The sequence below is a fragment of the Brevibacillus daliensis genome (genome assembly GCF_021245735.1).
Lineage (GTDB): Bacteria > Bacillota > Bacilli > Brevibacillales > Brevibacillaceae > Brevibacillus_B > Brevibacillus_B daliensis.
The window spans coordinates 414,789-437,172 of the sequence record NZ_JAJISB010000003.1; the positions used below are offsets into that span (position 1 = coordinate 414,789).

Annotated in this window: 21 protein-coding genes; 18 read left to right on the forward strand and 3 right to left on the reverse strand. The window is 40.3% G+C overall.

Translation table 11 applies throughout. The features are described 5' to 3' along the window. Window positions 1-27 precede the first annotated feature (27 nt). From LM917_RS05090 to LM917_RS05100, 3 genes are all read left to right on the forward strand, one after another. Window positions 28-783 carry a DeoR/GlpR family DNA-binding transcription regulator gene (locus tag LM917_RS05090; protein WP_232696393.1) on the forward strand — a complete coding sequence of 252 codons (756 nt, stop codon included), beginning with the start codon at window positions 28-30 and terminating at the stop codon, window positions 781-783. Further along, on the forward strand, window positions 780-1,691 hold the full coding sequence (gene pfkB, locus LM917_RS05095) for a 1-phosphofructokinase (protein WP_232696394.1): 912 nt from the start codon (window positions 780-782) through the stop codon (window positions 1,689-1,691). The genes LM917_RS05090 and pfkB overlap by 4 nt, the downstream gene beginning before the upstream one ends. A gap of 305 nt (window positions 1,692-1,996) precedes the next feature. Continuing rightward, window positions 1,997-2,227 carry a hypothetical protein gene (locus tag LM917_RS05100; RefSeq protein ID WP_232696395.1) on the forward strand — a complete coding sequence of 77 codons (231 nt, stop codon included), beginning with the start codon at window positions 1,997-1,999 and terminating at the stop codon, window positions 2,225-2,227. On the opposite strand, the gene LM917_RS05105 is transcribed toward LM917_RS05100, so the two are convergent. The 3 genes from LM917_RS05105 to LM917_RS05115 are packed head-to-tail and all read right to left on the reverse strand — an operon-like array spanning window position 2,222 to window position 5,139. Further along, window positions 2,222-2,977: a HipA family kinase gene (locus tag LM917_RS05105; protein ID WP_232696396.1), complete on the reverse strand. Its 756-nt coding sequence runs from the start codon at window positions 2,975-2,977 to the stop codon at window positions 2,222-2,224. The two genes, LM917_RS05100 and LM917_RS05105, sit on opposite strands and share 6 nt — an antisense overlap. After that, window positions 2,974-4,071 (reverse strand): glycosyltransferase family 4 protein, encoded by a 1,098-nt coding sequence (locus LM917_RS05110; protein WP_232696397.1) that lies wholly within the window; start codon window positions 4,069-4,071, stop codon window positions 2,974-2,976. The genes LM917_RS05105 and LM917_RS05110 overlap by 4 nt, the downstream gene beginning before the upstream one ends. 12 nt (window positions 4,072-4,083) lie before the next feature. Then, complete coding sequence (locus LM917_RS05115; RefSeq protein WP_232696398.1) at window positions 4,084-5,139, reverse strand: hypothetical protein; 1,056 nt, start codon at window positions 5,137-5,139, stop codon at window positions 4,084-4,086. A 239-nt stretch (window positions 5,140-5,378) separates the two neighbouring features. On the opposite strand from LM917_RS05115, the gene LM917_RS05120 reads away from it, so the two are divergent. The 15 genes from LM917_RS05120 to nagB all read left to right on the forward strand — a co-directional run bounded on the left by LM917_RS05120 (window position 5,379) and on the right by nagB (window position 22,233). Continuing rightward, entirely contained in the window at window positions 5,379-6,560 is a 1,182-nt protein-coding gene (locus LM917_RS05120; RefSeq protein ID WP_232696399.1) for a pyridoxal phosphate-dependent aminotransferase, read from the forward strand. A 198-nt stretch (window positions 6,561-6,758) separates the two neighbouring features. Next, window positions 6,759-8,051 (forward strand): asparagine--tRNA ligase, encoded by a 1,293-nt coding sequence (gene asnS, locus LM917_RS05125; RefSeq protein WP_232696400.1) that lies wholly within the window; start codon window positions 6,759-6,761, stop codon window positions 8,049-8,051. A 348-nt stretch (window positions 8,052-8,399) separates the two neighbouring features. Continuing rightward, on the forward strand, window positions 8,400-9,506 hold the full coding sequence (locus LM917_RS05130; protein WP_232696401.1) for a hypothetical protein: 1,107 nt from the start codon (window positions 8,400-8,402) through the stop codon (window positions 9,504-9,506). Between the two features lie 188 nt (window positions 9,507-9,694). Further along, on the forward strand, window positions 9,695-10,726 hold the full coding sequence (locus tag LM917_RS05135; RefSeq protein WP_232696402.1) for an FAD:protein FMN transferase: 1,032 nt from the start codon (window positions 9,695-9,697) through the stop codon (window positions 10,724-10,726). Window positions 10,727-10,875: 149 nt separating this feature from the next. Next, entirely contained in the window at window positions 10,876-11,622 is a 747-nt protein-coding gene (locus tag LM917_RS05140; RefSeq protein ID WP_232696403.1) for a DnaD domain-containing protein, read from the forward strand. A gap of 130 nt (window positions 11,623-11,752) precedes the next feature. Then, window positions 11,753-12,193, forward strand: a complete 441-nt coding sequence (locus LM917_RS05145; RefSeq protein ID WP_232696404.1) for a hypothetical protein — start codon at window positions 11,753-11,755, stop codon at window positions 12,191-12,193. Then, window positions 12,193-13,356 (forward strand): glycosyltransferase family 4 protein, encoded by a 1,164-nt coding sequence (locus LM917_RS05150; RefSeq protein WP_232696405.1) that lies wholly within the window; start codon window positions 12,193-12,195, stop codon window positions 13,354-13,356. The genes LM917_RS05145 and LM917_RS05150 overlap by 1 nt, the downstream gene beginning before the upstream one ends. An 84-nt stretch (window positions 13,357-13,440) precedes the next feature. Next, entirely contained in the window at window positions 13,441-14,487 is a 1,047-nt protein-coding gene (locus LM917_RS05155; RefSeq protein ID WP_232696406.1) for a sugar phosphate nucleotidyltransferase, read from the forward strand. Then, window positions 14,484-15,329: a glycosyltransferase family 2 protein gene (locus LM917_RS05160; RefSeq protein ID WP_232696407.1), complete on the forward strand. Its 846-nt coding sequence runs from the start codon at window positions 14,484-14,486 to the stop codon at window positions 15,327-15,329. Before LM917_RS05155 ends, LM917_RS05160 begins: the two co-directional genes overlap by 4 nt. A gap of 87 nt (window positions 15,330-15,416) precedes the next feature. Beyond that, the gene (locus LM917_RS05165) at window positions 15,417-15,617 is read left to right on the forward strand and encodes a hypothetical protein (RefSeq protein ID WP_232696408.1); all 201 of its coding nucleotides are present in this window, start codon (window positions 15,417-15,419) and stop codon (window positions 15,615-15,617) included. After that, window positions 15,595-16,692, forward strand: a complete 1,098-nt coding sequence (locus tag LM917_RS05170; protein WP_232696409.1) for a glycosyltransferase — start codon at window positions 15,595-15,597, stop codon at window positions 16,690-16,692. The genes LM917_RS05165 and LM917_RS05170 overlap by 23 nt, the downstream gene beginning before the upstream one ends. Beyond that, a complete protein-coding gene (locus LM917_RS05175) occupies window positions 16,689-17,987 on the forward strand; it encodes a UDP-glucose dehydrogenase family protein (protein ID WP_232696410.1) in 1,299 nt (432 codons plus the stop codon). Before LM917_RS05170 ends, LM917_RS05175 begins: the two co-directional genes overlap by 4 nt. A gap of 325 nt (window positions 17,988-18,312) precedes the next feature. Then, on the forward strand, window positions 18,313-20,121 hold the full coding sequence (gene pepF, locus LM917_RS05180) for an oligoendopeptidase F (RefSeq protein ID WP_232696411.1): 1,809 nt from the start codon (window positions 18,313-18,315) through the stop codon (window positions 20,119-20,121). A 214-nt stretch (window positions 20,122-20,335) separates the two neighbouring features. Next, window positions 20,336-21,505 (forward strand): N-acetylglucosamine-6-phosphate deacetylase, encoded by a 1,170-nt coding sequence (gene nagA / locus LM917_RS05185; protein ID WP_232696412.1) that lies wholly within the window; start codon window positions 20,336-20,338, stop codon window positions 21,503-21,505. Between the two features lie 2 nt (window positions 21,506-21,507). After that, entirely contained in the window at window positions 21,508-22,233 is a 726-nt protein-coding gene (gene nagB, locus LM917_RS05190; protein ID WP_232696413.1) for a glucosamine-6-phosphate deaminase, read from the forward strand. Window positions 22,234-22,384: the final 151 nt, after the last annotated feature.

Consider the following 22,384-nt stretch of genomic DNA (forward strand, 5'->3'; position numbering starts at 1 on the left):
TTATAATGGAAGAAGGGCCTGAACACTATGCTAACTCCAGAGCGACATCAACTTATTTTATCTATGTTGAAAGAAAAAGAGGTGGTGACGGTTCATGAATTAGTGGAAGTTACTCAATCGTCAGAATCAACCATTCGAAGAGATTTGAGTGACTTAGAAGATCTCCGATATTTGAAGCGCGTTCATGGTGGTGCTTCTAGCTTGCATCGAAAGCTAGAGGAACCAACAATAGTTGAAAAGTTGAATAAGAATGAACAAGAAAAGATTTCCATTGCGAAATACGCAGCAACTTTGATCCAAGATAGGGACTCTGTCTATATCGACGCAGGAACAACCACCTATCATCTCATTTCGTTTATTACTGCAAAGGATATTGTTGTTGTAACAAATGGATTAAATGTTGCGCTCAATTCTAGAAAACATGGTTTCAAAACGTTCGTAATAGGTGGAGAATTGAAGGCTGATACGATGGCGATGATTGGACGAGGAGCTGCCGTAGGAATAGGACAATATAGATTCGACAAATGCTTTCTCGGTATGAATGGTGTTCATCTTGATAACGGTTATACAACTCCGGACCCGGATGAAGCGTATGTGAAACAATTAGCCATCTCTTATTCAGATGAAAAATTCATAATATGTGACTCCGAGAAGTATGGAGAGATCGCTTTTGCTAAAGTGGCAGATTTACATGAGGCAGAATGGATCACTGACTCTGGTTTAGAGGAAAACGAGCTGGAGAAAATCAACAAGATTACAAGATGTAAAGTGGTGAAATCATGATATATACAGTAAGTCTTAACCCTGCTATTGATTATCATATCTGGTTACCAAGCTTACGTCCTGGAGAAATAACCGGTGCGACAAAAGATCTGAAAATATCAGGAGGCAAAGGAATAAACGTTTCCAAGGTACTAAAAAATTTAGGGGAATCTACGACGGCATGTGGGTTTATTGGTGGCTTCACAGGTGAGTTTATCCAAAAAGAGATGAATGATCTTCACATTCCTACCTCTTTTATTGAGGTGGAGGGAGCAACCAGAATCAATGTAAAGCTGAAAGCAGAAGAGGAAACTGATATCAGCGGAGTATCGCCAATTATTAGTGAAAAGGCTTTTATGCAATTGCTAAAACAAATGAAGGGATTGACTCATACAGATCAATTAATTTTAGCAGGTAGTGTGCCGAAGGGCCTACCTGAGGATACCTACGAGATCATCATGGATGAGGTCAAAGCAAAAGGTTTAAAAGTTGCACTTGATACGAGTGGCATAGCCTTAAAACAAGGAATAAGAAAAAAGCCATTCTTAATTAAACCGAATCACCATGAATTGGGAGAGCTTTTCGAGGTAACAATCAACACACCTGAAGAAGCCATTCATTATGCGAAGCAAATAGTGGAGCAGGGTGTTACTAATGTTATTGTATCACTTGCGGGTAATGGAGCTGTCCTGGTGAATCAAGAAGCTGCTTATATTGCTACGTTCCCCAAAAGTAAGCCTGTTAACTCAATAGGTGCAGGTGACTCGGTGGTTGCAGGCTTTATGCATGCAGTAAACAAGAATTTGGAACAAATGGAAGCATTCCGCTTTGCTGTTGCTTGCGGGACGGCTACAGCGCTATCTGAAGGACTTTGTACTCCCGACTCCATTAAAGAAATTATTCCTACCATTCAAGTGTCTAACATATAAATACGGAAGAGATCTCATATTCGCATCTTAGATATGCTTCGAATAGATACGGTTATTATGTAACGTGTGGCAACTACGTTGATGAGCTAGTGAATCAATTAGATACAGCAGGTTGCTTGAATAATAAAGAAGGTATGATAGAAGCGATTTTAGCACGTAAATCGCTTTCCAAATGAAACAGGCTGCCAAGCAAATGCTTAGTAGCCTGTTTTTTGTGTATATAAGTGAAATTATTGTAGCCCGCATCAACGAGATGAATATGATGAGAAGAGTGGCAGGTATGTTTCTAGAAGGGAGGCGAACGAATGAAAAAACAGAATCGCAAAAAAAAGTACAAAACAAAAAAGGAAATCCTTCGCCAACTTGATAAGATTGATGCAGCATTACTTCATGCTGAGCGTGAAGATCAATCAGAGTCGCATCTGCAAGAATTTTTTTCATTAGGTCTGCTCACAGAGTATGAAAATGTTACCTCTGGTATAAGTGAAAAAAAAAGAAGGACAAACGCGAAGGACAACTTACTAGAGAATTTATAGCTTCATGTATACTTTCTTTATAAAAAGGCGACATAACTCGGATAAATGTCGCTCTTTTCTTTTTACAAGGGTGGATATGAGCGAGGATCTCTCTTCATTAGATGGTAACCAGCATGCAGGAATCATCGATACCACTTCTTCAATCAAAAGTGACGGGATTGTAGAAATTAGCTCCGTTGCCTCTAGGAAAGCCTTCTGATTAGGAACGAGAGAGGCAAGCATCTCATGTGTGGAGCTCTTCATAATTTTAATCGGCAAGCGTCCGAGAGTAGCGGAAGTCCAGTTGGGGGAACCTAGGATTTCAGCTTGATCAATAATCCAGTAGGAAGGTGATTCCATATGTTCCTGAAGTAAGATATTCTTTTTCGTGCGATCCATATTGTACATCCAATAATCAAACATGATTAATCGTGGAATTGATTCAGAATTGAGTAATGTCGGCGGAAAAGGAGTATTCATAAGGTTACGGGTATGTGGAATATATCGTGAAGCGAATTGGTAGGGCATATATGGATGTGTGTGTAGGTTTTCGTTTTGCAGATAGAAGCTTTCGGGTAAGCTTATAATCCTGGAAGGGGGGACTGGTAATTCTAAAAACCTTGCAAAACAATAGCCGACCCATTCATTTGCAACAGTTTTTTCAAATCCTGGTTTATTTGTTTTTATAACATAATAGTCCCCGTCTTCTAAGGTGACAAGATGTGCCTCTGATTTACCTTCCAGTTGTTTATGATACACCAAGGAACTCATTCACTTTTCGCCCTCCTGTCTACAATGTCCCGTAGCAGATTGACGTACTCATTGGCACATAGCGAAATATCAAAATGGGTTGCAACTTGGTTCACGCATGCATCTGACATCACGTCGCGGCTCTCACCAGCATCAATGACTCGATACAATTGCTTAATAGCTCCTCGTACGTGTTCCTCTCGATATAATCGTCCGGTAATGCCATGTAAGATAATCTCAGGAATTGAAGCGATAGCAGGGGCAACAACAGGAACCCCACAAGCCATTGATTCAATAAAGGTGTTTCCAAATGATTCTCCTCGTGTGGTTGCCAGTGTACATCCGCCAGATTCCTTGATTTTTGCATATACCATTGGCATTTCTTGATACGGAATCACAGGAAACCACTGGATGATGGAAGTCAGGTTTTTTTCATGCCAGTAGGTAGCAAATTGCTCCTTCTGCACACTTTTATTACCACCAATAATCCAAAACTGAATGTCATCCCTCTCTTGTTGCACTAATTTTGCGATTTTACAAAGCATGAGCCAGTTTTTTCTTTTATCAAGTCGTCCGATCCAACCCACGATTTTTTTGTTCTCCGAATTGACTGGTGGAATCCAGTGTTCTTGTAAGGTAAGGGAGAGGGGGCGGAAAAAATGACGATTTACCCCATTATATATCACTTTGCATGGTACTCCCTTGAACAGAATGGAGACGACACGCCGTTGGTATTCTGAAGGGACAATCAGTAGCTCAGGTTTGTAATTTACGATAGGAGCGAGTTGGGGAGCCAGTTTTACTATTTCAGGTGTTCTTGCTTCTACAATAACTGGTCCTTGATAATCAGCCTCTTTTAACCAGTAATACGCATCCTGGGTATCAACAATGATAATGGCATCATAGTTGTTAGAACGAATGATTTTGCAGATCTCCTTACTATCTTTCGTCAAAAAGACGGTAGCGACGTCTTTCATCATGTGCATACCACCATGATCGGTAGTATATAAAAAATGGGTCTCGATTCCATTCTGTTTAAAGTATATGGCCCGGTTACGCCAACCGGCATTTACCCCACCAACGGTTAACAAGCGCCAGATCACTAATACCTTCATCGCATCATTCACCTACCGGAATAACATAGCTTTGCGAATGTCATTGTAGGTATTTCGGGATCTGGACTGAGATACACGTTTTTTTCTATATCTAGGACTTTGATTTGAGGTAGTTGAACGGCTGCTATATTGGCGTTGATTGTTGTATGAACGCTTAGTGGGGGGGGATGATTGTCGTTTTTTGTTATCCTGAACTCTGGAACGAGAAGAAGTGCGTTTATAATTCTTGGTATGTCTAGATCGCTCAGAATAACGATGAGATGAGGTATAATCATAACTTTCTACGTAGGTGAGCATCTGTTGTTTTTCTTTCTCCTCTTTATATACTTTACGTACTAATCCCTCTAATTTCTTGTGATATTCCCGATAGTTATTCATAGATAAAAGGGGGATCGTAGCTTCGCTAGCAAGTCGATCTCCATGAACGATTGGATTTTCTGATACTTTTCCAATTATATCTCGGGCCAACTGATCCATATCTATATAGTGAACCCATTCCTTAAATAACTCAGGAGCCATTTCCTGAACGTGTGTAAGAAATATTTTTTTATACTTGTTACCCAGACTGGTGAGCAATTTGCGAGGATAGGGGTATGTGCGGTCTCTCCAAACCGTTCGACCCACATCAATTACCTTAAGGTCACCAGAAGGCAACAGATAGATCTGGCGCTTGTGATGATCGATGCGTTCATAGCCAATCTCCTTGAATGTAATCAGCATCTGAATGAGTTTATACGATAATTCTTTTGTGAGAGGTTGTGCTTGTAAGTATTCACGAAGATCAATGCCTCTCACCCTTTCCATAACGAGATAATTACGGCCATAATCATATAGACGTGGTAGCAGATTTGTCTTCTGTCCTAGCTTCATGGCATAACGTTCACGTTCACAATCATCCGGATCACCATATACTTTTACGCATGTATGTTCATCTAGCAAAAAGACAGCTCCTTGTCTGCCTTTTCCTAACATGGGGAGCGGAGAGTAATTCTTTACTTCAACGTCTTGATTTTCGATCGGGAATACCCTGATCTGGGAAATAAGTTTCTTAATTTGACTTCGATCCATATGTCTACCTCCTAACGCGGACTGGTTGGATCTTCTTCCATACAATAATTAATGCACATAAATCAACTTCCGTTCATAAATTGGTCTGTTGCGTAACCTAATGTAGTTTTATCAGCTTTTTTTATACTCGAAAGACGTATAATCTATACAAGTTATCTCTCGTATGTTAGGCTATTGATTATTAATGGAATAATAGCCTACATAAAATTAAAGGTCGTGTCAGGAGGTCCTGGTTTCCCATGAAACTTGCAAAAAGAGTTACTGTTCTATCTCCATCTTCTACCTTAGCTATTACAGCGAAAGCGAATGAAATGAAGCGGCAAGGGATTGACGTTGTTAGTTTTGGAGCAGGTGAACCCGATTTTAATACTCCGCTACATATTATTGAAGCAGCGGAAAAGGCAATGCGCGAAGGAAAAACGAAATACACAGCAACAGCAGGGATTCCTGAGTTGCTCCAGGCCATTTGCGATAAGTATGAGAAGGAATACGGTGTAACTTACAATACCAAGCAAGCAATTGTAACGAACGGTGGAAAACATGCGTTGTACAATCTTTTTATGGCACTCTTAGATCCAGGTGATGAGGTAATCGTCCCTATCCCTTATTGGGTTAGTTATCCGGAAATGGTAAAGGTAGCAGATGGTGTACCTGTATACATCGAAGGAAAAGAAGATAATCAGTTTAAAATTACTGCTGAACAAGTAAAAGAAGCCATAACACCTCGGACACGTGCCTTAATTATTAATTCACCGAGCAACCCTACTGGAAGTATTTATTCTAGGAAAGAACTGGAAGAAATCGTCGATGTATGCCTCAGTAACAATGTCCTGATGGTATCTGACGAGATCTATGAGAAGCTGATTTATGATGGCCATGAGCATGTTACTGTTGCTTCCCTCAGTAAAGAAGCATATGAAAACACGATCATTGTAAATGGTATGTCCAAGCCTTATTCGATGACTGGATGGAGAATGGGTTATGCGCTCGGAAATGAAAAATTGATCCGTGCCATGGTAGACTTGTCCAGCCACAGTACGTCGAATCCAACTTCATTCTCTCAATATGGTGCACTGGCAGCATTGACAGGCCCACAAGAACCATTGGAAATGATGAAGACCGAGTTCGTTAAGCGTCGTGATCGTGTGGTAGAATTGCTAAACGATATTGAAGGTATTACCTGCTTGAAACCAGAGGGAGCTTTTTATGTATTCCCGAACGTTAAACAAGCAATAGAAAAGCAAGGATATGCAAATGTGGATGAATGGAGTAAAGCATTATTAGAGCAGCAGAAAGTAGCTTTAATTCCAGGAAGCGGTTTTGGTGCTTCAGAAAACATCCGCATCTCTTATGCGACTTCTATGGAGCAATTGGAAAAAGGAATTGCTCGTATTAAACAATTTGTTGAAGGAACGAACTAATAAGCTATAGGTAAAGCAGCCCTCTTTATGTGCTTAAAACCGTTACGGTGATGGCAATAAAGAGAGTCTGCTTTTTTATTTCTCAGCATGTCCTTTACATAATGGCAAAGCAGAAAATAAACAAGCGTTGAAATTACCAGAATGGCAATAGTATAATTGTAGAGGTTATCTGTGACAGATAAATGGAGGTAGTATTATATGTCATTAATTACAATTGGGCAAGTCGGACAGCATGTTGGACAAGAAGTTAAGATCGGCTGCTGGTTGTTTAACAAACGTAGCAGCGGGAAAATCCAATTCCTACAATTAAGAGATGGTTCTGGTTTTATTCAAGGTGTAGTTGTTAAAGCTGAAGTAAGTGAAGAGACCTGGAACCAAGCTAAAGAGCTAACACAGGAAAGTTCCTTGTACATAACAGGGATTGTACGCGCAGATGATCGTGCTCCAAGTGGCTATGAATTAACAGTTACAGGAGTAGAAACAATCCAAATTGCACAAGATTATCCAATTTCTCTAAAAGAGCACGGTGTAGAATTCCTGATGGACCATCGGCACCTTTGGTTGCGTTCTCCTCGTCAGCGTGCTGTTATGGCAGTTCGCTCTGAGATTATCCGTGCGGTTTATGAGTTTTTCCAAGAAAATGGCTTCTACAAAGTAGATCCGCCAATTCTAACACCAACTTCTGCGGAAGGAACAACGAATCTGTTCCACACCAAGTATTTTGATGAAGACGCGTATCTATCTCAAAGTGGCCAGCTTTACATGGAAGCGACTGCAATGGCAATGGGACGCGTATTCTCGTTTGGACCAACGTTCCGTGCAGAGAAGTCTAAAACTCGTCGTCACTTGATCGAGTTCTGGATGATTGAGCCTGAGATGGCTTTCGTCGATCATGAAGAAAACCTTCGTATTCAAGAAAAATTCGTTAGCCATATTGTTCAATCCGTTCTAAAAAATTGCAAATTAGAATTGAAAACACTAGAACGTGATACGGGCAAATTGGACCAGGTTGTAGGAGAGTTCCCTCGCATTACTTATGATGATGCGATTAAACTTCTACAGGAAAAAGGTAGTGAAATCAAGTGGGGTGACGATTTTGGTGCTCCAGATGAAACGATGATTGCTGAGCATTACAACAAGCCGGTCTTCATTACTCATTATCCTACTGAGATTAAGGCCTTCTATATGAAGCCAGATCCAAATCGCTCTGATGTTGTTCTGTGTGCCGATCTGATTGCACCTGAAGGTTATGGTGAAATTATCGGTGGTAGTCAACGTATCGATGATCCTGAGCTGTTGGAACAACGTTTTAAGGATCATCAACTATCTGAGGAAACTTATAAATGGTATCTGGATTTGCGCCATTACGGTACAGTTCCTCACTCAGGTTTTGGTCTTGGTTTGGAAAGAACAGTTGCTTGGATTTGTGGTTTAGAACACGTACGCGAAACAATTCCGTTCCCACGTTTGTTAAACCGCCTGTATCCGTAAGCAGTCGAATAATGAAGTAGCATTACTTTTTTTGTAGAATCCCCTCATAGCATACAGTGAATAAGAGTTCAAAGAATCTTGAACCTTCACTGTATATTGAAGGGGATTTCTTGATTTTTTGACGTATAAATATTCATAATGGTTCTTGCTTTTATGCATGAAAAACAATGCTTAAGATGAACCCTGATACAAAATGACTTCGTGAATGTTGAGAATTGTAACAAAAAATTGACGAATTTGAAAACCCTTACAAATTGTTAGTAGAAATGATTGATAAGCATAATACTTTGTGATACGATTCACATGCAAAGATACATAACATAAAAATGCGCAGGGGGATTATCAAAAATGAAAAAAATGATGTCAATTTTGATGGTTTCAATTTTATCTATGTCAATGTTAGCAGCGTGTGGAGCAAAACCTGAAGAAGCGAAGCCAGCTGAAACGAAGCCAGCTGAAACCACAACTGGGAGCACAACTACTGAGGTTGCAGCAGGAGGGATTGCTAAAATCGGATTAGGTACTATCACAAGCATTGGAAAATCCAAAGATGCAGAAGGCGACAAAGGTCCATTAGGTCAAGTTGATACAATTATTATTGCGGCTGCATTTGATAAAGATGGTAAGGTAATTAAAGTAGATATTGATAATGCTCAAACAAAAGTGGAGTTCGATAAAAATCTTCAACTTGCTACAGATGTAAACGGCGAGTTCAAAACAAAACAAGAACTTGGCGATGAGTATGGAATGAAGAAAGCATCTACAATAGGTAAAGAGTGGTATGAGCAAGCAAACGCTCTAGGTCAGTGGATGCAAGGTAAAACGATCGATGAGATCAAAGCAATGAAAACAACAAAACGTGATGATGCTCATCAAGCAGTACCAGACGAAGCTGACCTTACTTCTTCTGTAACGATCACAGTTGAAAGCTATATCGCAGCTGTTGAGAAAGCATACAACAATGCAATTGAGGTTCAAACTGCGGGCGGTGAAAAGCTTGGCGTAGGTCAATCCATCTCCGTTAAAAAATCTAAAGGTATGGAAGGCGACAAAACTCCAACCGCTCAAGTAGACACTACAATCGTTGTTGGAGCGTTTAATAAAGACGGAAAAGTTGTAGCGAGCATCATCGATACTGCTCAAACAAAAGTTGACTTCGATAAAGAAGGTAAAGTAACAACCGACAAAAATGCAGAGATCAAAACAAAAAATGAACTTGGCTCCGAATATGGAATGATAAAAGCATCCTCCATAGGAAAAGAATGGAATGAACAAGCTAAAGCATTAGCCGACTGGATGGTTGGTAAAAATGTAGGCGAAATTAAAGGTATGAAAACAGTAGATGCAGAAGGACATCCTGGTATCCCAGCTGAAACAGATCTTACTTCTACTGTAACGATTTCTGCACAAGGATTCATTAGCGGTATGGACGAAGCATTCACCAAAGCAAAATAAATTCAGCATAACAAGCTTTAGTATAAACCTTAAACTCCCCCATGCAGAAATGGGGGAGTTTTGTCTAACTAGGAGTAATATTTGACGGACTCCCCAAAACTTGCAAGGAATGAGGAGAATGCATGCTCAAAAGATATAAAGGAAGCCTAACGTTTCTAATAATCATAATGCTGCTTGCGGGCTGCACTATGAAAGAGAGATCAGTAGACTACAGTGAGTATCAAAAGTATAATGATTCTTTTTTTGAGAGCTTCGATACAGTGACACAAGTGGTTGCATATACGAAGAGTGAAGAAGAGTTCAAGAAGTACTTTAATCAGATTAAGGCTCGTTTTCAGGAGCTTCATCGCTTGTATGATATCTTTAACAACTATGAAGGCGTAAACAATATCAAGACGATTAATGATCAAGCTGGAATCAGACCAGTGAAAGTCGATCAGGAGATTATTGATCTCCTTCAATTTTCTAATAAATGGTATGTAGAAGCAGGAGAAGAGACCAATATCGCTATGGGAAGTGTGCTAGAGATATGGCAGACATATCGTGATGAGGCGTTGTCCAATCCGGCAGTGGCAAAGCTACCCCCAATGGAAGAGCTTAAGGCAGCAGCTCAGCATATGGACATGGACAAGGTAATAATAGACACAGCGAACTCTACCGTATTTTTAGAAGATCCCGAAATGAGCCTCAATGTGGGTTCCGTGGCGAAGGGATTCGCTACGGAATTGGTTGCAAACGAGATGAAAGAAGCGGGGTTGGAATCAGCCATTATAAGTGCAGGAGGTAATGTCCGTACGATTGGTTATCCTTATGATAGCGTTAGAAATCGTTGGGGAATTGGTATTCAGAATCCAGATCGTCTTGTTGTGACTGATGAAGAAAACTTGTTAGATACAGCTTTTATCCAGGAGGCTTCTGTTGTAAGCAGTGGTGATTATCAACGCTATTACGAGGTAGATAATAAGCGAATTCATCATCTCATTGATCCAAAGACTTTGATGCCGGGAGACTATTATCGGGCAGTAACTATCGTGACAGCAGATTCTGGACTGGCAGATTTCTTGTCTACAGTTGTTTTTCTCACTCCATATGAAGAAAGCAGAGCTTTCGTGGATCGATTAGAGGGTGTGGAAGCATTGTGGGTAATGCAGGATGGAACTGTAAAGGCAACACAAGGCATGGAAACTATCTTGAAGAGTAAAGGAGCTTCCGGTAAATAGAATGGCTTACCCTTCTACATATACATGAGAAACCTATGTTATTACTAGGATTTTGTGTAGGGCGTCTTATACCAATCGCAATTAGAAAAATTTTTTCCTAGGTGAAAAAGAGGCAGATTGGTATAATAGGAGAGAGGTGAGAGAACGACATGGATCGACAAATTAGACAAATATTAAAAGAAGGCTCTACTTCCGTCTCCAATCTTCTGTTAAAAAATTATAAAAGGATGTCACTGACGGATGAAGAGATGATGTTTATCATCCACCTCTTGTCATTTCAGCAGGAAGGGAATCGTTTCCCTACACTATCTGAACTGGAAGACCGCTGTTCAATGTCCAGTTTGCATCTGATAAAGCTTTTGCAGAAGCTAGTTAATGATCAGTGGATAACAATCGATGAGAACATTGACCATATATCCGGTTTTCGCTCCGAGAGTTACAATCTTTCCATGCTATACGATCGATTATTCGATTCTCTGAAGAAAGATTTTCTGATTCAAAAAGAAGCAGTTACCAATAGTAGTCAAGATGAAGCTTCTACTACATCCTCTACCACTAGTGTAGATGCGGTACAAAATGATTTTATGTATTTTTCTTATCAAGAAGAGACCAAACAGAATGCTAGTATGTACACATATTTTGAACAAACTTTTGGACGTCCACTTTCTCCGATTGAAGTGGAGACGATGCAGATTTGGTCAGAAGAAGATGGTTACACGGATGATTTGATTATGGCAGCCTTGCGTGAGGCTGAATCAGTTGGGAAATTATACATTCGTTATATAGATCGGATCTTGTTGGAGTGGCAACGAAACCAGGTGACTAATGTGGAACAAGCCAAAGCATACAGTCAGCGTTTCCGCAGACAGTATGCTGTAAAAGAGAGCAGTCGATAATTCAAACAAAAAAGCTAGCTTTTGTTCTTTGGACAAAAAGTTAGCTTTTTCTTTTTCATCAGAGGTAACATGCACAATTACGCCTATCATGCTCATACGATGTAATGTCGAGTAAAGGAGGTATGCATAAATGGAGAAAAAGAGCATAGCAGAAGTCGGATTTCAACCAACACCCATTTTTTCAGCGATGTTTGGTGTGAAAGAGGGAACGGGTCAAAGTGATTATCTCATCATTCCAGAGCATCTTATGATTGAGTCAATGATAGATCCTGAGAAATTTCAAATGGATAAGGAAGTAATACTTTCAGAGTGGCGAATTGTCATGGATCGAATAAAGAATTGGGATAGCGAGCGCAATTCACTTCTTGAGAAAATAGCTCATTCAGTTGAGATCATTACGAATCTGGAGCAATACCAGCAGGAAATACTTACACAGCTTAAAGAAGCCCAACTAAAAAACGAAGAACTGGAGCAAAAATTCGACCGAGTAGTCTCCCACATTGATAAAGAGTGCGATTTTTTGCATCGCGTCGTCATCAGCATTAAAAAAGAGTGGGAAGCAAAACGCTGATGAGGATTGCCATCATCAGTCCAGGCCCATTTTCTGTGCCTCCTATCAGAGGAAGCTCTGTGGAACATGATATTGAAGAGGTAAGTAAACAGCTAGCCAAAAAACATAAGGTAATCATTTTTACCCGCATCTGTAAAGAATATTCCCGTTCCGAGAAAAAGGGACGGGTATCTTATATTCGTCTCAAATATCAAGGTCAAAATGATTATATAAAAAAAGTTTGTCTTCTATTGCCCAAACAAAAACCAGACCTGATTTTGATCGAAAATCGCCCTTCCTTTTTCGCACCAGTTAAAAAGTCTGTAAAAAATACCCCGATTGTCGTAAATATGCACTCTCATGTATTCGCTTCATCACGGAATATTTCGAAGAAACACATGCAGAGGGTCGTTCGTCAATCGGCTGGATTTATAACAAACAGTAGCTTTTTACGTCGTCATTATGTGAAAAAACATCAAATACCCGAAAAAAAAGTGCATGCTATCCACTTAGGTGTAGATGCAAGTGATTATGAACGAACTGACAAAATGAAAGAGCGTGTCCATGCAGTGAAGATGGAGTGGGGCATTAAAGCAGACGATCGTATCATGATGTATGCTGGTAGACTTATGAAAGAAAAAGGCGTACACCTATTAATTAAGGCTTTTTTACAAATCCTCCAAAATGATACAACAGCAAAGCTGCTTATTTTAGGGGGAAGAGGGTATGGAACAGGTGCGAAAAAGAGTAGTCCTTATATCCGTAAACTGAAAAAACTGGCTAAACCTGCAGGTGACAGAATTCAATTTATGGGCTTCATTCCTTCTCCCGAGATGCCTGTCTGGTATCAACTAGCGGATGTCATTGCGACACCATCTTTGTGGAACGAGCCTTTTTGTCGAGTCAATCTTGAAGGGATGGCTGCAGGTAAACCAGTTCTTACTACAACACGTGGGGGAATAGGAGAGGTTGTCCAGCATGAAAATGGCGGATATGTCATTCCACCAAAATCCTGGATAAAACGAGTGCCTCTTGTTTGGGAAGAGTTATTTCGTAATCCTGAAACGTATAGGTCTATGTCCGATAAAGCGTGGGAAAGAGCAAAAGAATTATCATGGAAAAAAACCGGTCAGCAGTATGAAAAGGTATTTGAAGAGGCAATCGGAAAGAAAGGAAGCGCCTAGATTTTCAATAAGCAGGTATTCACCCAGTCCTTTACCTATAAATCACATACCTTATTATTATCACGAACTCAGGGGTGAAAGATAATGAAGGGGTTAGTACTTTGCGCTGGTAGAGGTACACGACTTTATCCGTTTTCCTTTTCACAACCCAAATCTCTCCTGCCAGTTGCAAACATGCCCGTCCTTTCTTCCTGTATTACAAAGTTGACTGATATAGGAATCAAGGAAATAGGGATTGTCATCAATCCTGGACAGTCGCAAATACGAGAGCAAATTGGAGACGGGAGTATATTTGGAGCGTCCATTACCTACGTAACACAGCAACAGCCTTTAGGAATCGCTCATGCCATTCAGTTATCGGAGTCATTTATCGATGGGGATTCATTTGCCCTCTTTCTTGGGGATAACCTCCTCCAGGATTCGCTACAAGAACTCCATCGTGCTTTTTTGGCATCTAATTCCACCGCCGCAATATTACTACATGAAGTAAATAATCCACAAGATTACGGGATAGCTGAAATTCAGGGAACTAAAATCATTTCGTTGGAAGAGAAACCGTTATATTCGAAAAGTAATTTGGCGGTTATGGGTGCTTATTTTTTTACCTCAGCCATCTTTGAGGCAATCACGAATCTAAAACCCTCTAAGCGAGGCGAGTATGAGATTACAGATGCCATACAGCTTTTGATTAAGTCTGGGCAAAACGTAAATTATGTACTCTCGGAGTTGGCCACCTCAGATGTAGGTACTGCCGAACGTTGGTTAGAAGCAAACAGATGGATGTTGAAGGAGAAGGCAGGTAAAGAAATTATTAGTGGGGAGGACTGTATCATTACGGACTGCGAATTGATCCCTCCTGTTATTATCGGGAATAATTGTCGTTTGTCTGGTAGTTCAATCGGACCGTTTGTCTCTATCCATGATGGTGTCACAATCAGTAATTGTTTACGGATTGAAAATAGTATTCTTTTACAGGATTCACGTGTCGAGGATATTTCTTTGGAAATAACGAACAGTATTTTTGGGCGTTCCTCTATTTTGTCAGGCCCAACAGGGAATAAAGTTGCCGTATTCGTATTAAGTGATAAATCAACGGTCCAGTTTCCTCAGGGGAAGCGAGCGGAATCATGATTCAGTCTGAACTACTTCCACTTATCACAGTGGTTATACCAACTTATAATCGTGCGCATATGATTACAAAGGCAATAAAAAGCGTAGTGAAACAGACCTGTAAAGAATGGCGCATTCTTATTTTAGATGATGCTTCAACAGACCACACAAATGAGATCATTCAGCCTTTTCTCCAGGATTCAAACATACAGTATATCCAGTTGGAGGAGAATCGAGGCATCTCACATGTCATGAACGTAGCATTATCCCATGTGAAGACATCATATATGCTTCAACTTGACTCAGATGATTGGTTATCTTCTAAGACACTCCACCATCTATACAGACAAATTAAGCAGGATGTTCATAAATCGGAAGAACGAAGACCAGCGTTATATTATGGGAACATGAAGTTGTGCAAGCTCAGAAACAATACCGTACAAAAAAGTCGAATGGTTTTGCATCGTCAGTTTACAGATAAATATGATTTTTTACGGATGACCGGGTATATGATCGCTCCACGTTGCTATCGTGTAGCAGCTTTAAAGGAGGTGGGGGGATGGGATATATCGGATCAGTATAAGGGGCGAATCATGGAAGACAGGCGCATGATCCTCCGTCTAATTGAGAGATATCCCATTACTCACATCCCTAAGCACCTTTATCATCGAACAAAACATAAAGCTCAATTAACGGACCCCACCTCCATAAAAAGTAGAAACGATTTACGTCGATCAACATACAAGTATTATCTAAAAAGGTGGGGCAATGAGTATAAAGCTGTGTTCGGTAAAAAAGGAAAATTCATCGTCATAAAACAGTTAATCGAACAAAAACAAAAACGAAAGAGAGGGCGACCATAATGTCTCAGAAAGCGCTTGTAATAGGATGCGCAGGCTTTATTGGTTCGCATCTGTCAGAAAAATTACTATTGGAGCATGTCAGAAATCATGAATAAGAAGCCGATCCTTTCATTTATGGAGAAACAGCCCGGTGATGTAATGCGAACTTGTGCAGATATTTCGTTAGCTCGTTCAAGATTAGGTTATCAGCCCAAGGTGAGTCTTACAGATGGGTTACTTATACAAATGAATGATCTTCACGCTCTTTATAGAAGGGATGGGCAGCATGTATCCTATCCTTCTTTATAGACGAATCTATCTGCCGCGTAGTGAAACCTTTATCTACGCGCAACTGATCAAACATGAACAAATAAAACCATTCGTTCTAACACGTAATAAGCCTATAAATACAGATCTGTTTCCATATGAACATCTACTTGTAAGGAAGAAATGGACCAATCTACCACGTATCATACAAAAAAGGAAAATGAAATTACTTCATGCAAGGTTTGGTCCTGCGGGCTTGGAATTATTGCCGATAGCAAAAAAAACTGGACTTCCATTACTAACTTCTTTTCACGGTTCTGATGTTTCAAAACGTCCTAAAGTTAATCATATGTATCGAAAAAAATTAAAAAAACTGTTCAAGGAAGGTACTGCATTTACGGTTGTAAGCTCGCACATGCGACGAAAATTGATGAAGCTTGGCTGTCCACGAAATAAAATAACCATCATTCGTTCAGGTGTAGATGTAACCAGATTTCCTTTCACATCCATTCCACAGGTTGATGAAGGGAAATTTCGGCTTTTAAGCGTAGGTCGTTTAGTCGAAAAAAAAGGAATGCAGACCATTATTAAAGCTTTTGTTAGAGTAGTTAAACAGTTCCCCACTGCCACTTTAACCATAATCGGGGAAGGGGAACAGCTAAATAAGTTAGAACAGCTTATTGCCCGTTATCATGTAGCGGAACACATACGGCTAGTAGGAGCAAAAAGTCAGGAAGAAGTAGCGGCGGAACTACGGGCAAGCCATATCTTTGTCAATGCCAGCCAAACAGCAAAGAATGGGGATCAAGAGGGGATACCAAATGTACTTATGGAAGCGCTGGCAATAGGAAGGCCCGTTATTGCGACCAGACATGCAGGTACACCAGAGTTAATCAAGCATGGACAAAACGGGTTATTGGTACCTGAAAAATCGGTTTCCGAGCTTACCAAACAGATCATGAGGATGTTGAGTGAACAAGATAAGTGGAACACATTCGCCCTCAATGGTCGAAAAATTGTTGAAGCAAGGCATAATATTACCATTCAACGGAAGCGACTAGAACTTCTGTATTTACAGTTAATTGAGAAGAATTCCTCAAAGGAGGTGAAAGTGTGAAAGTAGCAGTAATTGGTACTGGATATGTTGGACTTACAACTGCGGTAGCTCTTGCCTTGAGTGATCATCTAGTAGTGGGAATTGATCTAAATGAAGAGAAGATTGAGGCGCTTCATCAAGGAAAGACTCCCATCTATGAGCCTGGTCTAGATGAGGCACTTATCCATGTTCAATCAAAAAAAATGATTACCTTTACGACTGATTTTGATAAAGCGGTTCAAGCAAGTGAGATTATTTTTATTTGTGTAGGAACACCATCTGATATAGAAGGAAAAGCAGATCTGGGGCAGCTTTATCAAGTGATTAGACAGCTACGAAGAGCATTACAGGAAAATAAGACAAGACGCGTGATCGTTGTGAAAAGTACAGTGCCCCCAGGAACATGCGATCAAGTAGCAAAGCAGCTAGCGGATATGTCACATCTTACAGTCGCATCTAACCCGGAATTTTTACGAGAGGGCAAAGCCCTTCTTGATTCCATGTCTCCCTCCCGAATTGTGCTGGGGACTGAATCGGAAGAGGCTTTTACGCGTTTAGTAGAACTATATGAAAAGATTCCTGCAATTCGGTTAAAAACTACACCCATACAGGCTGAATTGATAAAGTATGCCTCCAATGCCTTTTTGTCTATGCGAATCTCGTTTATGAATGAACTGGCGAGGTTGTGTGACAAGATAGGTGCTGATATAACAGCGGTTGCGGTGGGAATGGGCCTTGACTCGAGGATAGGTCCAGAGTTTTTGCAGGCAGGATTGGGATACGGAGGCTCTTGTTTCCCAAAAGATACGCTAGCCTTGCTTGCCGTTGCTAGGGAAAATAATCAGCCAATGGATATTTTATATCAGGTGACGCAAGTTAATGAGACACAACCTCTCTGGTTTTTACACAAGATCGAGCAACAATTGAATGGTTGTAAAGATAAGACGATAGCCATATTAGGATTAGCATTTAAGCCAGAAACAGATGATATAAGAGAAGCCCCCTCAATCAAGATCATCCAGCAGCTACTTGATCGTGGCGCGAAGGTAAAAGCGTACGATACCATTGCAATGACTAATATGAAAGTAATCTTTTCAGAAGATCAAATCACATATGAATCAGATGCCTACGAAGCTGTAAAGCAAGCAGATGCGCTCATTTTATGTACGGAGTGGGATGAGTTTAAGCAGTTAGATTTTGAACGTGTGTATCGGTATATGAAGAACCCGCTTGTTTGTGATGGCAGAAATGCATTACCGAGGGAACGGTTACATGCTATCGGGTTCAAGTATCTAGCGATTGGACTTACATCCTAAAAAATCGTTTCAAACTTTGAATGACACTTAAAAACTCGCTTTTTTAAGAGGCGGGATTTTTGGTGTGTCAATATATTTGCTCAAAGAAGTGAATAGAATCTGCGAATGTGTATTTTTTGTTTGATAGGAGTGATAGGTAGTGATTTGTGTTGTACTTTGTCGGTAACAGGCAATTGTCACCGCTACCGATGTGGTGTACGATGGATAACATAACCAGTATGGTACAAGGGCAAAATAAGAATGAAACGGGAACGCTTCAGATCTTCAACAACTGGTTGGAGAAAACCGTAAAAAGTACAAAATACATTAATAAGGAGTGTAGCCTGTGAACAAGACAAAAACACTGCCGACAAGAAGTGAAATTCCTGAGGAGTTTAAATGGCAATTAGAGGATATCTACCCAACTAACGAAGCTTGGGAAGAGGATGTAAAGCTAGCCAAATCCTTGATCGGAAAAATGCAGTCAAAAAAAGGAACGTTGTCTGGATCTGGAAAACAATTGTTGGAAGTTCTTCAGCTTTCTGAAGATATGATGATGAAAATTGAGAGAATATATGTCTACGCTCACATGAGACGTGATGAAGACAATGCAAACTCTACATATCAGGCACTTTCTGATCGATCAGAGACCCTTAACGTTCAGGCTTCTAGCGCGATGTCATTCGTTCAGCCGGAACTACTGGAAATCCCTTCTGATCGCTTGGAAGAACTCATGGGTGAAGAGCCAGGGCTGGAACACTATCGTAAACATATTGAGGAGATTGTTCGATATAAGCCATATACGCTTTCCACGGAAGAAGAGGCATTGCTGGCTGAAATGCGTGAAATTGCAGGAGCTCCATCCAATATCTTCACCATGCTAAACAATGCAGATATTAAATTTCCAATGATCAAAGACGAGAACGGTGAAGAAGTAGAGCTGACCAAGGGTCGTTATGTGATGTTTATGGAAAGTCCAAACCGTGAAGTCCGTGAAGCAGCCTTCCGTGCTCTCTACGATACCTATAAAAAGCATAAAAACACGATCGCTGCTACCCTCATTTCCAGCGTAAAACGTGATGTGCTGTATGCACGAGTACGCAAATATCCGTCTGCTCTACAAGCGTCCCTGTTTAGTGATAATGTAGATCAGTCTGTCTATGATAATCTGATTTCTACGATCCATAAGTTCTTACCAGAAATGCACAGATACCTCGATATTCGTAAAAGAATGCTGGGACTGGATGAATTACACATGTATGATTTATATGTGCCACTGGTTAAAGAAGTAAAAATGGAGATTCCTTACGAAGAGGCAGTTAAAACCGTGGAGGAATCCTTACAACCACTTGGTGATGATTATGCAAAAATCTTGAATCAAGGCTTTACCTCTCGATGGGTAGATGTGTATGAGAATCAGGGAAAAACGAGTGGAGCTTATTCTTGGGGAACACATTCCGCACATCCGTTTGTTCTGATGAACTATCAAAACACATTAGATCATATGTTTACTCTGGCTCATGAGATGGGGCATGCGCTTCACAGCTACTATTCTCATAAGCATCAGCCATACGTATACGCTCAGTATCAGATTTTTGTCGCAGAGGTAGCATCTACACTGAATGAATCACTATTAACAAACCATCTACTTGAAAAAACTACAGAAAAAGAAAAACGCATGTACCTGATCAATCATTATTTAGATCAGTTCCGTGGCACTATTATCCGTCAAACCATGTTTGCTGAGTTCGAAAAAATGATTCACGCAAAAGTGGAAGAAGGAGAAGCACTAACGGTAGATTCTTTATCTGCCATGTACCGCGAGCTTAATATGAAATATCATGGTGAGCACATGGTGATGGATGAAGAAGTAGATTTTGAATGGATGCGTATCCCTCATTTCTATACCAACTTCTATGTATACAAATACGCAACAGGTTTCTCTGCAGCTATTTCGCTTTCTAGACAGATTTTGGAAGAGGGACAACCGGCTGTAGATCGTTATCTTGAATTCTTAAAAAGTGGCGGTTCTGATTATCCAATTGAATTGCTTAAAAAAGCTGGTGTTGATATGGGCAAACCTGCACCAATTGAAGAAGCATTAACAGTCTTTAAGCAGTTGCTAGACGAACTGGAAGAGTTGGCTTTCTCATAAAATGATGAGTTAGATTGTCGATAAAAAGTAGATCTCTTACAGCAAAAAATCGCCTTAATAAGGCTTTTTTTTGCTGTGTAAAGTAAAATCTATGGAAAAGAATAATAGGTGGACACTGGAATTTCTGATACAATGAGTGTAAGCAAAAAGGGCCAAATAGAGAAAGAGAGTTGCTTCTTTTTGTCTCTAGAGAGTGTAACAGGAGGATTGAACCATGGCTGAACAAGGAACAATAAAAATCACTCATGTGAATGTTGTCACAGAAGAAACGATTCTTCACGACAGCACAGTCATAATTAAAGATGGAAAGATTGCTTATATCGGAGAAGATAACCATCAACAGACTGATACTGTTTATGATGGGAAGGGCAACACATTAGTGCCTGGATTTATTGATCTTCATGTACATGGTGGAGCAGGGTTTGATTTTATGGATAGCAATCAAGAAGCAGTGGACGAGATTTGTAGTTTTCATGCATCTCACGGAACTACGGGAATCCTTGCTACCACAATGACAGCACCTGTTGATCACACCGTTGACATTCTTACATTTTACTCACAGCTTACTGAGAACAAGGGCGCCAAGATAATTGGTGTACATATGGAAGGTCCATTTATAAATCAGAAGCTTAAGGGTGCCCAAAACGGAGATTTTATCGAATCCCCAACCCTCGTTAACATGAAACGTGTGTTTGACATGGCACGTCCGGGTCTCGTTAAACTAATGACATTAGCGCCTGAATTGGTGACGGAAGATGAAGTATTTGAGTTGTTACGTGAACAAAAAGTAGTCGCTTCCATTGGACACTCGGAAGTCGGACATGATGGAGCATGCTCTTGCTTGAAAAAAGGTGTTAATCATGCAACTCACTTAGGAAATGCAATGAAAGGCTTACATCATCGTGACGTTGGTGTGATTGGGCTCGCTATGCAAAATCCTGAGCTGACCTTTGATTTTATTTGTGATGGAATTCATTTGTCACCTAATTTTGTACGCATTCTAGCCAAAACATGCGAATTACGCCAGATGATGCTGATTACGGATGCAATGCGTGCTGCCGGTCTTGCTGACGGTTTATATGATTTGGGTGGACAAGACGTTACAGTAATTGGGGATGAAGCACGACTCTCTGATGGAACGTTGGCTGGAAGTGTACTTACCTTAGATAAAGCATTAGCTAACTTTATGAAATTCACAGATCTCCCATTAGAAAAAGCAATCTATCTCTTAACGATGAACCAGGCGAAAAAATTAGGTATTGAGGAGAGCAAAGGAAGCATTACACAAGGAAAAGATGCTGATCTCGTTCTTTTATCAGATACCTTTGAAGTATTATCGACCTGGGTTGATGGAAAAAACGTTTATGAGAAGGTGGCGAACTAGAAATGGAAGTTAAAGTATTTGATGATTACCATTCGTTAAGCCGATATGCGGCAAATCTTTTCCTACAACAAGTGAGACAGAAGCCAGAGAGTGTGCTCGGACTGGCAACCGGAGGAACGCCAGAGGGATTTTACAGACAACTTGTACAAATGAGCAACGAAGAATCAATTTCGTATAAAGCGATACGTACGTTTAATCTGGATGAATATTATCCGATTAATCATAATCATCCCCAAAGCTATTGGACATTCATGAAAAATCATCTGTTTTCACATGTGAGTATCAACGAGAATAACATTTTTATTCCAAATGGAGAAACCTCTGATGTGGAGAGAGAATGTGAAAGATATGAACAATTGTTGAAGGAGAAAGGCGGAATTGATCTTCAAATACTAGGTATTGGTGAAAATGGTCATATTGGATTTAATGAACCAGGTGCTTCCTTCGCTTCTCGTACACGGGTCGTGGAGTTAACTCCCAATACCATTCAGGCGAATTCTCGCTTCTTCACTAGTGCTCAAGATGTTCCACGCCATGCTATTACGATGGGGATTGCAAGTATCCTTGAAAGTAAAAAAATCATCGTGCTAGCATCAGGGAAAAAGAAAGCCAAGGTCGTTTCTGAAGCAATAAATGGGAAAGTAACTGAGGAGGTACCAGCATCAGTCTTACAACACCATCCTAATGTACTTTTCTTAGTAGATCAGGAAGCTGCCGTAAATCTATAGTAATGATGGGAAAAGGACTACCTTCGGGTGGTCCTTTTTTGTCTTGTCAGATAAATTCTTAATTTTTATTCAGAAATTATTAAACATCCCTTAATTGAATGATGCCTTACAGGGTGCGATAATTACTCTCGGACAGAACGAAATTGTTAGA